The organism is Streptomyces sp. NBRC 109706, from assembly GCF_000974485.1.
Taxonomy (GTDB): Bacteria; Actinomycetota; Actinomycetes; order Streptomycetales; family Streptomycetaceae; genus Streptomyces.
Window position 1 is genome coordinate 308,507 of record NZ_BBOM01000012.1, and the last position, 10,979, is coordinate 319,485.

Consider the following 10,979-nt stretch of genomic DNA (forward strand, 5'->3'; position numbering starts at 1 on the left):
CCACCCTGGCCCGCTCCGGGTGCAGCAGACAGGACGCACAACCGGTCGATGCGGGGCTCTGGGGCGCGTTCGACAACCAACCTGAACGCGCCCCCTCAGCGCCTCGCGGCGGTGAGCGGTGGTCAGATCGCGCCATGATGCGACGGTGGACCTGTCTGCGGGCAGGTGACCGGGGGTAGCGTCGAAGGATCACCGGTCCTGGAGGTGCGCTGGATGGCGTCGGAGTTCACGGAGGGCGTGGCACGTGACGTTCTCACTGAGGCATGTGCCGCCGCGACGCTGGACGCGGGCGGAGCCGAGCTGCTGCGGCTCGGCTCGAACGCGGTGTTCCGGCTGGCCTCCTCCCCCGTCATCGTCCGAATCGCCCAGGACCCGCACGCCGTCGAAGAGATGAAACGGGGCGTCGCGGTCGCCCGTTGGCTGGAGTCGGAGGACTACCCGGCAACCCGCCTCGTACCCGGTGTGGCCCAACCGACTGTCGTCGGCGGTCGGGTGGTGACGTACTGGGAGAGCGCCCAGGACAGCGTGGAGTACGCGCGGTTGGACGAGTTGGGGGACCTGCTGAAGCGGCTGCACTGGCTGGAGGAGCCGGAGTCACTGGGCCTGCCGTACTACGACCCGTTCTCCCGTGTCGCCGAGGGAATGCGGGCACTGACCGATGTCTCGCAGCACGACCGGGAGTTCCTGGAACAGCGGGCCGCCCGGCTCCAGAAAGACCTGAGCCGGGTGGACTTCGTGCTTCCCTTCGGGGCGATCCACGGTGACGCGAACGTGGGCAACGCGCTCCGTCGTCGGCAGGGCCACCCGATCCTGATCGACCTGGACAGCTTCGCCCTGGGCCACCGCGAATGGGATCTGGTGCTGACGTCGCTCTACTACGAACGGTTCGGCTGGCACACCAAGGCGGAGTACGAGTCGTTCGTCTATCACTACGGCTTCGAGCTGATGAACTGGCCCGGCTACGAGGTGCTGGCCGATATCCGCGAGCTGATGATGACGCTGTGGCTGGGCACCCGAACATCCGGCGACCCCAAGTCGGCCGACGAGTTTCGGCGTCGTCTCCACACATTGCGCACCGACGGCAGCCGGCGCGACTGGCAGCCGTTCTAACGTGCGGGCTACCGGCCGGTGGCAAGCCAGAGGCGGTGTTCGGCGGCCTGCTCGTAGAAGTCACGGGTCGCCGAGGTGTCGCCCACCCGGGCCAGGTGCTCGCGGAACTCGGCGAGGTAGCTGACGCAGCGGGCCGACTTGAGCTGCTCCCCCAGGTCAAGCGCGTCCAACGCCACGCGACATGCCTCCTCGACGTCCCCGGCACGGAGATGGGCGTCGGCCAAGACCATGGTGGCGAAGAAGTCGCTACGGACATGAGACCCGCTCATGGCGTTCTGCGCGTGGGCGACAGCTTGCCGGGCGCTGTTGACATCGCGGAAGCAGTGGGCGGCCTCGGCGGCCAGCTCCGCCTCGTCGAAGTAGGTGATCCACTCGGGTTCGTCGGCGTTGTTCCGACTCTCCAGCGCCCTGGTCGCCTCGGCAAGGGCCATCTCGCACGCGCGTGCGTCTCCCGTACGGGCCAGCGCGCGGGCCTCCATCGCGTGGAACTGGGCCATGAACGTCGGCGTCGCGACACGGGCAATGCCCATGCGGGCGGCGCGGGCGAGCGTCGCTGCCTCGGTGTACCGGCCGAGGAACGTCGCCTGGTGACTCATCGCCGACAGGATGCTTCCGGCGAGCCGGCGATCGGCCCCGTCCTGGGCGAGCCGGAGCGCCTGGAGGAAATACCGCTGGGCCAAGCCGTGATGACAGGCGTCATAGGACATCCAGCCGGCGAGCAACGTGGATTCGGCGGCGGTGGAGAACAGTGCCCGCCCCACCGCCTCCTTGTACTGCCCGGAGAGGAGCGGACTCACGTCCCGGCTGAGGTAGTGGATCACTGAGTGCCGCGCGTGGTCCCCGCCGAAACGGTCGTCCAGCTGCGAGAACAGATCCGTTGTCGTCTTGATCGCCGCGACATCGGCCAGGCCGACCCGCACCCCGGAGCCGCGCTCCGCTGACAGCGGCGCGGGCTCGGGAGCAACCAGCCATGTCACGGACGCCTCGTGCCAGGTCGGTTCGGAGGGCTGTGAAGTGAGCAGCGGTTCGTAGCCGTTGAGATCGGCACGCCAGAGTTGAGTGACGGAGGTGATGGCGCTCTCGACCGTCGCCGGGTATCCGGTATCGAGCAACCGCGCGTCATGTCCGCCGAGGTGGTTCAACCCTAGCTCGGCAGCGCTCATGCCCAGGGCCTTGGAGAGGATCGGCCCGTAGAACTCGTCGGGGACACTGTGGCCGTTCTCCCAACTCGCGATCCGCCGCTTCACGCTGGCGTCGGCCGGCAGCGACCTCCCCTGCTGGGCTGCGGCCGTGCGCATTTCTCGGACCAACCGAAGCTGGCCCCATCCGCGCCTCTTTCTCGCCTGCCGCAGGAGGTGTCCGGAAGACGCCGGACCGTCCGTCATGCTCCCCCGCCCCCTTCGGATGCCACTGACTTCTGACTGTACGGAGCCACGGCCTCACTGTGAAGCAACTCCCCTCGGTAGCCGCCCGCTTGGCCGGTGACGGGGGATGACGCCAGGCCGGGTGACACGTCATCCCTCGTCACCCGCCGTCGTCTCCCGGGCGCGTGCCGGGGAACCGAAGCTGGTCACACGGCGGTCGGCGGGCCGCTCAACTGGCTCAGAGTGAGGTGAAGGTGGCGTGCAGATGATGACGCGGCGAGGACTCGGCTGGCTGTCCGAGGCGGCGGACCTGCCGGAACGGTGCCGCGAGGTGTGGGCGGACGATCCCCGCCGACCGTACGCGCTGCCGACGGGCCGACTCTTCGATGTGGTGGTGCTGGAGCAGCGGATCGGCGTGGAGACGTTCGATCAACTGGAGCGGCACCAGATGCCCGTGGGACCGGTGATGGCGGACTGGGCGACGCGCCAGATCGGCTTCTTCCTCTTCCCGGGCTCGCGTGCACCGTTCGACCGCACGCTCGCCTCCGAAAGCTCCGAGCCGCCCACCTACCGCTACTTGGGAACGAACAGCCTGGCCGTTGTCCCGGGCCCTATGCCGTTGTCCGGCGACCGCTACACGTGGCTCCGAGCCCCGGCGAAGCGGCTGGACAACACCCCGACCCACGCCGTCACCCTGGCCGCGATGCTCGTCGCCGCCCACGAACTCGTCATCCGCGCCGATCGCTACGGCGAAGCGCTGTCACGGCGCACCGCTGACGACAGCGGGAAAGGAACGGACCGTGACCAGTAGGGACGACGATCTTCCGATGGACGCGGCCACCTGGTCCCCGATCCACAGCCGCGAGTGGTACGCGGCCCGCGATGCCGTCGCCGGACTCCGCGACGTCCTGATCGCGGCCGGCCTCGACAGCGAGTTCCCTTACCTGCGGGCCGACCTGAACGCGTTCGGCATGGGGCTGATCGAGCTGGGCCGCATCTCCCCGCACACGGCCGAACGCCTCGCGGAACTGATCCGGACGGGCCTCAACTGTGGCCAGGAACACCAGAACACCAGCGGTTCGGGAGGAAGGACCCCATGACCGACCCACGCGGAGTCTGCGCGCGCAGCGCCACCGACCTGAACGTCGATACCCCGTACGTCCGTGGCTGGGCGGAGGCAAAACGGGCGACGGACCACCTTGCCGCGCAACTCCACACCCTCGACCTCGCCGCTCTCTTCCCCCAACTCAAGGCCGACGTCAACGTCTTCGGCGAAGGCGTCGTCCGCCTCGGCACCATCCGCCCGACAACCGCCGAAGCCCTGGCCACCCTGATCATGGCGGGCCTCACCAACGAACTCCTCCACAAGACCAACGCGGAGGAAGAACCACCGACAACCACGGGCTGACGCCCCAACTCCCGTACGTGCTGGGCCGCATGTCGGTCCCACCCGCTCGGACCCCGGCCCCGCGCAGCACCGCCTCAATCCCCCTGAGCGGTGCCACGCGGGGCCTTTCCCACTTCTCCATGACCGACACCGAGATACCCCCTCGTTGCGAACTACGGGCGGGGTTAGGTCTCCCAGGCTGGTCAGTCAGCTGCCTGGGGCCGACGGCCGCTGGCTCCGGTCGTGGCAGTTGCTGTACTCCTCTGCTGTACCGCAACCAAGGCGCTCCGCACCACCGGCCGGCGGCGCCTGCTGTCCGAGAGGGCTGGGTTCCCACCAACATGCTTTCCTAGTCTGTTGGTGGGCTGCTCACGGTCGTACGCCGTCGTTCAACTGCGTCTACGCCCGTCCGGCGGCGCCACCCGGACGCCACCGCCGCACCGCACTGAACGGGTGTGGGCGCTGGCGAATGAGACGAAAACTGAGACGGCCGACGCCCAAGCACACGGCTCCGAAGGGCCTGTGAGGCTGGCTCAAAGGCGCTGGCCAAGGCCTTGCAAAAGTTCTACTCGCCAGGAGCAGTCCACGGATGGTCCACGGAGGTCGGCCTGTCGCATTAGGAACATGGGTGATCAGCTCGGGGCCAACCGCGATGGGCGGGCCGCGATGAGGTAAGAGTTGCGCATTGCAGAATGGTGCTGACTCTATCTACTCGGTCTCAGTCTCGTCGGCATCCACAATTTCATCGACTGACGCTACGGCAGAAGACATGAAGATGTAGTGCTTATCTTCCCCGGCCAAGTAGGTCAGGAAGTCGTCCCTTAGTTTTTGCGTTCCAAGATAGTAATCCCGGAATGCCTTCGAATGATTATCCGCTACTTCTTTGGCGGGGGGGACTGGGATGCGGATTTCCTCGTAGCGTTTGCCGACGTCTTCACGATTGGTTTGCATGAAGACGATTCGATCCCACTGGCGTCGAACCGTCTTCAGGGTCATTGCCCAGAGGAGGTAGAAATTATCGAACGGTGCCGTCTGGGACGCGCGGAGGACGAGAACTTCCTTGGTGAGGACAACTCGCTCTTGGCCGGGCATGATCAAGGCGAACTCGCCGATGTTCTTGCTGGTCCTAATGGGGGTGATGAGATCGAAGGCCTTGAGGCCTGACTCTTTTCCCTTCCAGAATCTCTCAGCGACCACGTCCGGGACTCGATTTGTCGGGTTGATGTTTACCTGTCCGGCTCGAATATCGGACACCTTGATGTACGGAACGTGTCCCGTACGAAAGTCCGCTGAAGGACTTCCATGGCCGTGCGAAGATTCCAGCATTCCCGAGCGAATCAATTCACCGATTGCCTGACTGCTGAATCCCTCGAACTCCGGAGACTCCATCATGGATTCGAAGTCTCGGATTGATCGTTCATCGAAGTAATTAGGGACGGCGAAGAGCTGCTCTCCTAGAGATCCCAGATCGATCCATCGACTAGTGTCCGTTGTTTCTAGGTTATCAACAAGAGCGATGACGTCAGCTTGGATCTGATCGTCGATCTCAGATGTGCGCAGACCGGTTGCAGGATCTACGACAAGTAGCTCCTCACCGTCCTTGTTGATTCCTACGGTCGGCGCGTAGGAGACAAATACCTTATCTTCACGGAACCATGCTGGCTTGTGTGGCATCGCGGATCACTTCTTCTCGAAGACGTAGAAATTTGTTTTAGCGCGGCAGAATCCTTGGAACGCTTCCATGGGAATATTTAGAATGCCTCGTAGGGCGAAGCGGTCCTCTAGCCAGTTCGGCAACCACTTGTAAGTCGGAGAGAAGAAGTAGGTTTCCGGGAGCACGATACCTAGCCGACCTCCCTTCATCAGCAGCCGGTAGGCGCGCTCAAGGAAGATTAGGCCGATTTCTAGGTCGACGTACTCACCCGCCTTCCGGCTAGCAGCGGCGGCGATAGTGTACTTATTGCGTCGAGAATCAGTCTTGCCCACCTTCAAATTTTTTCCGAAAGGAGGGTTTGTGATGACTACAGTAAACGACCCATCGGTAAGTGGTTGCTGAAGGTGTTGGTAGTCCTTGGCCCAGCGGTCTTCCCTAATAGAGTCACCAATGTGAACGTTCACCGACCCATCACCAAGACCGACCATAATAGCTCGTGTCAACTTGACGTTGATGGAGTCTTTGTCCACGCCGTACACCTGACGGTGGGCCCATGTTCGGGCTTGCGCTGCCTTCTCTTCAGGAATTTCCCGTACCAGAGAAAGGAAGGCTTCCGTCAGGAATCCCCCGGTTCCACATGCGGGATCGATGATCTTGTCCTCGAGTCGGATGTCCATCATTCTGACGGCTGCGGAAATGACTCGCTGAGGAGTGAAGTACTGACCTTCGCCGGCCTTGAGGTTGGCCCGGCGAAAGACCTGGAACGCTGAAGAGATGGCTTCTGGGCCAACGTTCAGGAGATTGAGGTTAGAAAGTTCATACACTACATCCTGGATGGTGTGATCGTCTAGATCAAGACTTCCTTCTCGATGTTCAGCGAATACTTCAGGGCGCAGCTTTTTTAGATTATTGAACTGTTCCTTCATGGCCCGGGCGGTAGCTGTCTCGCCCTGTGGGGAAAGCTGAAAAGCGACTGGCTTGGAGCTATCGTAGAAGGCGATAGAGTCAGATTCCAGTTTGAGCAGCAGGAGATTGCATAGCTCGTTGAGTTGAGATTCCGACCTGGTTGACTTGCTATCGCGAGCGACGATGGCATCAAGTAGGCGCTTAAATGACGTCCGAAGTTGCCCAGGCTTAGGAGTTACCAAGTCGCCGTATGTCAAGGGCTTCTCGGATGGTTGCGAGAAGTTCTCTCCGGGGTGAGGGAGTCCCTTATTTCGCAGCTTCTTGAACGTGCCGTCAGCGAGCTTGTATACGCGTACGTCGTCCGATCCGTTGGACCAGTAGCCCATGCGCGCGCGAGGCTCACGAGCTAGATAAATCTCCAGCTGAGAAACGCCCTCGGCGAGGGTTGGCTGCTTGAACTCACAGATTGCGAGGATGTGCTCCCAATCCCCCGCATGCTGAGGGTCATCAAAGATGACCAAATCAACTGGCCAGCCGGCGAAAGACTTGCCGCCTTCTCGTTTTGCGGCATCGTGAGGGGACTGAGGCACTCGCCACTCGGGCTTCCAGCGGAGCTGTCCGTGATCCCAGCCCGACTCGATGAGCGCTTTGATCGTCGGAAGGCGCACCTGTTGGTGCTCGGGGCCGCTGAGGGTGCGGAAGAGGGCAGCTTCGTCAGTCACGGCGCAACTGTAGCGGCTGCGTCGGACAGTAAGGTCTAGTGACCTTTAGTGACTGACATGGCCGATCGGTGCGCTACGGAGCTGGTCGAGCCTGGAGCGACTAGCCACCGCCGAGAGGAGGTTCAATAGGAGAGGCGCCACGTTCGAGCCTAACGTCAGCCACGCGTCATAGCGGAGTCGGCCCTGGAGTGACGTGCACATGTCGAGAGCTGGCTTCGTTGCTGCCACGCTGTCAACAGCCGAAGGTCGGCGGAGCGGCTTTGGGCTGGAGCCGCTTTGGGGCGAGTGATCATGGCCCCGTAAGCTTCCGGCGCGTCGGGCAGTCTGTGGACCTGCCCGTTAAAACACGACGTTGGGGCCATGATCTGCGAGGCTCGCCCCAAAGTGGCTGCCTAAAGCCGTGGAGCCGACCGCCCCAGCCACAGAGGGTGTCTCCCCACCTCTGCCCGCAGCCGCCGAGCGCGCCGCCGGGCGCGGCCAGCCGGGGCGAAGACAGGAGGCAGGCCGCGCCGCAAATGCGGCGCGCGCCCGCGCCGTGCGTGGGCCTTGATGGAGTAAAGGAAGTTTGAGCCAACGGTGGTTTCAGGGGCGGTACATCAGCTCGGTGTCGTCGCCGGGGAGGTGGAACTCCTCCAGGGCCAGAGGCTTGGAGCCGTCGCCACGGGCCACGCGGAGGATGTGGAGCAGGGGGACGCCTTCGGGGAGGCGGAGGGAGAGCGCCTGGTCCGGCAGGGGCATTCGGGTGCGGACGTATTCGGTGAAGTTGAGTTCGTAGCCCAGTTCGCTCAGGGCCTCGTAGAGCTGCGGCGCCGGCGGTGGTGCCTGTTCCTCGTACTTCGTACCGACAAGCACGGAGAACGGGACGTAGGTGGCTTGGAGTTGACGCACTCGGCCACGGTCGGCCGTCTGAAGTGCTTGGTAGGTGAACAGGGGTTCGCCGGGAGGCACACTCAGGAGGTCGGCCAGCGCGAGCGGGGCGTCGGTGCGGGTGGCGGTTGGTTCCTCGGCGTTCTCCCAGCGGAGGCCATCGGCCTCGGTGAAGCGGCCGTCGGCACCATGGCGCACCCCCCGGGGCCGTGTCAGAGCGGGGCGCCCGTGTGGGGAGCGGACGAACATGCCTCGGCCCATGAGGACTTCGACCAGGCCATTGGCTCGTAGTTCCGCGACAGCCTGACGGACTGTGGGGCGCGTCACGCCGAACTGCTTCGCGAGGGACTCCTCGGAGGGGAGCGGCTGCCCGGTCGGGTAGTCGCCGTTCAGGATGCCTTCTCGCAGGTGATCAGCGATTTGCCGATACTTCGGCGTGGTGTTCCTCGCGGGCATCCCGGGCCTCCATGAGCGTTCCAGTGACGTGCCGCACCTGCCGTGCGCAAGTGGCATCGGGGCACTTGGACAGCTTCCCGCACTCCCTCTCACTTGACAACCCGTACTACGGCTCCCACTCTGGACTCAGCCCGTACTACGGGTGGAAGCCAGCCCAGGACGGCGCTCGTCCCGGGCTCAAGGAGAAGGGAGTTGAGACTGTGGTTGCCCTACCGATCGATACCGCGAGGTTCACGGGGATCTTCTGCGCGGTTCCCCCCGCCCCGCGAGTCGCCAACCGGGAGACCGGTCAGCTGCGCGTGGACCGGGAGACCGGCAAGACCGTCTACCAAGTGGGCCTGTGCCTCATGCTGGCGCCTCGGCCGATGTCGTCAACGTGAGCGTGCCGGGTGAGCCCAACGGGGTTCAGCTCGGCGTGCCCGTCCAGGTGCGAGACCTGGTCGCCACGCCGTGGGAGAACGACGGCCGGCACGGCGTCGCCTTCCGCGCGACCGAGATCAAGCCCCTGTCCGCCCCGTCGTCCAGGAAGGGGGCGTGACGGTGACCGTCACGGAAGCCGTGATGGCCTGGGTGCTGGTGTTCACAGCGGTGTTGGGGATGGTGGTACTCGTCGCGGGGCCGGCCTGGCGCCGACAGCACCCGGCGGCCTGGTGGTTGTGCGTCGGGTTCCCCGCTGCGGCCCTGCGGGTGGTCCGTACGTGGCGTCCGTTGATGGCCGCGTGCGGGCTGGCACAGAGTCGCAAGGCCGCGTTGGCAGTCGTCTCCGGCCTGGTCACCAGCGGTGGACCGCCGCCGAATCCTCGCGTGCCAGGCCGTGGGCGGATGCATCCGACGGCCGGTGGCTTCTGGTTCCTGGTCCGGCTTCTTCCGGGTCAAGTCCCGGACGACTTCGTCAAGGCGGCGCCGGCCATGGCACACGACTGGGAGATGCACGCCGTGCGCGTCACGACGGAGCGCCCCGGCGTCGTGCGAGTCTCCGCGACGTTCGCCGACCCGCTGCGCCACCCCTCCGTTCCTCGTCAGCGCGACCCCGGTCGCCTGCTGCGGGTTGACGTTGGCGTGTTGGAGTTGGGAGGCGCGTGGGCCATCGACCTACGCCAAGTGCCGCACTGGCTCGTCGTCGGCGCGACCCGTTCGGGGAAGTCCACGCTGATCAACGCTCTTGTCTCGGGGTTCGCACCACAGCGAGTCGCCCTGGTCGGCATCGACTGCAAGGGCGGCATGGAACTGAGCCTGTTCGTCCAACGGTTGTCGGCTCTGGCCACTGACCGGGCCAAGGCCATCCGGTTGTTGAACGCGCTGGTCGGACTGACACAGGAGCGGATGGAGCACTGCCGCTCGGCGGGGGTTCGCACGCTGTGGGGACTGCCCGAGGAGAAGCGCCCGGTTCCGGTCGTGGTGATCGTGGACGAGATCGCCGAGCTGTTCCTCGTCGCCAACCGCATGGAGAAGGACGACGCCCAGACGGCGGCCACCGCGCTGGTCCGGCTGGCCCAACTCGGGGCCGCGCTTGGGATCTTCCTCATCGTCGCCGGGCAGCGCGTCGGCTCTGATCTCGGCCCCGGCGTGACCGCGCTGCGATCCCAACTCGGTGGCCGGGTCTGCCACCGGGTGACCGACTCGGGCACGGCGGAGATGGCCCTCGGCGACCTCCATCGCGACGCCCTGCACGCCGCTCAGTCCATCGCACCCGACGTACCCGGAACGGCTGTCCTCGCCTCTGGGGGCAGCTGGGAACGGGCCCGGTCGCACCTCGTCTTGGAGCGGGAAGCACAGGCGATCGCGAACGAGTACAGGCACCTGACAGTGAGGATGTACGTGAGCGTTCCCCGGCGGGGTCTGACCCAGCACCTGACTGACTCAGGGTCCTCAACGGGATCTGTCGGCTCTGTCCGGGGGACGCTCGCCCGCATCCGTCGGGCCGGGGGACGTGACTTCATAAGAGCCTGGCCAGAGGCCCCATCACTGTCTTGTCCGTCCTCCCGGCCGACGGGTGCCAACCCACCCGGTCGAATGGACAGGACGGCACACCCCACGATGTCACAGCACGAGGTCGAGGTCACCGGCGGCGTCGACACCCACAAGGACACCCACACCGCGGCCGCGATCGACTCGGCGGGCCGGGTCCTGGGCTCGGCCCAGTTTCCCGCCTCCGCGCTCGGCTACCGCAAGCTCCTGGCCTGGCTCCGGTCCTTCGGGGCCCTGCTGGTGGTCGGGGTCGAGGGCACCGGCGCCTACGGCGCCGGACTCGCCCGCCACCTGCGTGAAAGTGACGTGAGGGTGGTCGAGATCGACCGCCCGGACCGCAAGGCACGTCGGTGGCAGGGCAAGTCCGACCCGGTCGACGCCGAGGCAGCGGCCCGGGCCGCGCTCGCCGAACGCCGCACGGGAACACCGAAGTTCCGCGACGGGCGGGTCGAGGCCCTGCGGGCGTTGCGGGTCGCCCGCCGCAGCGCGGTCCAGCAGCGCTCGGACGTGCAGCGGCAGGTCAAGAACCTGATCGTCACCGCGCC

9 protein-coding genes and 2 pseudogenes are annotated in these 10,979 nt (G+C 65.3%); 6 read left to right on the forward strand and 5 right to left on the reverse strand.

The features are described from left to right. The first annotated feature begins 213 nt into the window (after positions 1 to 213). Entirely contained in the window at positions 214 to 1,110 is an 897-nt protein-coding gene (locus tag AOM46_RS28580) for an aminoglycoside phosphotransferase family protein (RefSeq protein WP_062216857.1), read from the forward strand. Positions 1,111 to 1,118: 8 nt separating this feature from the next. On the opposite strand, the gene AOM46_RS28585 is transcribed toward AOM46_RS28580, so the two are convergent. Next, positions 1,119 to 2,357, reverse strand: coding sequence for a hypothetical protein (locus tag AOM46_RS28585; RefSeq protein WP_199824079.1), 1,239 nt, complete (start codon positions 2,355 to 2,357; stop codon positions 1,119 to 1,121). A gap of 382 nt (positions 2,358 to 2,739) precedes the next feature. On the opposite strand from AOM46_RS28585, the gene AOM46_RS28590 reads away from it, so the two are divergent. From AOM46_RS28590 to AOM46_RS28600, 3 genes are read left to right on the forward strand one after another with little or no spacing between them, the layout of a single operon-like run. Beyond that, on the forward strand, positions 2,740 to 3,285 hold the full coding sequence (locus tag AOM46_RS28590) for a bifunctional DNA primase/polymerase (RefSeq protein WP_078857276.1): 546 nt from the start codon (positions 2,740 to 2,742) through the stop codon (positions 3,283 to 3,285). 16 nt (positions 3,286 to 3,301) lie between these two features. Beyond that, positions 3,302 to 3,574, forward strand: a complete 273-nt coding sequence (locus tag AOM46_RS28595) for a hypothetical protein (RefSeq protein WP_062216722.1) — start codon at positions 3,302 to 3,304, stop codon at positions 3,572 to 3,574. Next, entirely contained in the window at positions 3,571 to 3,882 is a 312-nt protein-coding gene (locus tag AOM46_RS28600; RefSeq protein WP_062216725.1) for a hypothetical protein, read from the forward strand. Before AOM46_RS28595 ends, AOM46_RS28600 begins: the two co-directional genes overlap by 4 nt. A 687-nt stretch (positions 3,883 to 4,569) precedes the next feature. Here the strand turns inward: AOM46_RS28600 and AOM46_RS34305 are convergent. The 4 genes and pseudogenes from AOM46_RS34305 to AOM46_RS35685 form a co-directional block, all read right to left on the reverse strand. Then, positions 4,570 to 5,535: a hypothetical protein gene (locus AOM46_RS34305; protein ID WP_158920740.1), complete on the reverse strand. Its 966-nt coding sequence runs from the start codon at positions 5,533 to 5,535 to the stop codon at positions 4,570 to 4,572. A 6-nt stretch (positions 5,536 to 5,541) separates the two neighbouring features. Then, positions 5,542 to 7,143 (reverse strand): class I SAM-dependent DNA methyltransferase, encoded by a 1,602-nt coding sequence (locus tag AOM46_RS32620; RefSeq protein ID WP_158920742.1) that lies wholly within the window; start codon positions 7,141 to 7,143, stop codon positions 5,542 to 5,544. Positions 7,144 to 7,725: 582 nt separating this feature from the next. Next, positions 7,726 to 8,208, reverse strand: a complete 483-nt coding sequence (locus tag AOM46_RS28610) for a UTRA domain-containing protein (protein WP_234314090.1) — start codon at positions 8,206 to 8,208, stop codon at positions 7,726 to 7,728. Positions 8,209 to 8,262: 54 nt separating this feature from the next. Next, positions 8,263 to 8,523 (reverse strand): annotated as a pseudogene (locus tag AOM46_RS35685) (winged helix-turn-helix domain-containing protein); the annotation flags it as partial. Positions 8,524 to 8,666: 143 nt separating this feature from the next. On the opposite strand from AOM46_RS35685, the pseudogene AOM46_RS28615 reads away from it, so the two are divergent. Next, positions 8,667 to 9,004 (forward strand): annotated as a pseudogene (locus AOM46_RS28615) (hypothetical protein). A gap of 2 nt (positions 9,005 to 9,006) precedes the next feature. Beyond that, positions 9,007 to 10,979 (forward strand): FtsK/SpoIIIE domain-containing protein (locus AOM46_RS36185; protein WP_158920744.1); only part of this gene is annotated, 1,973 nt, incomplete at its 3' end.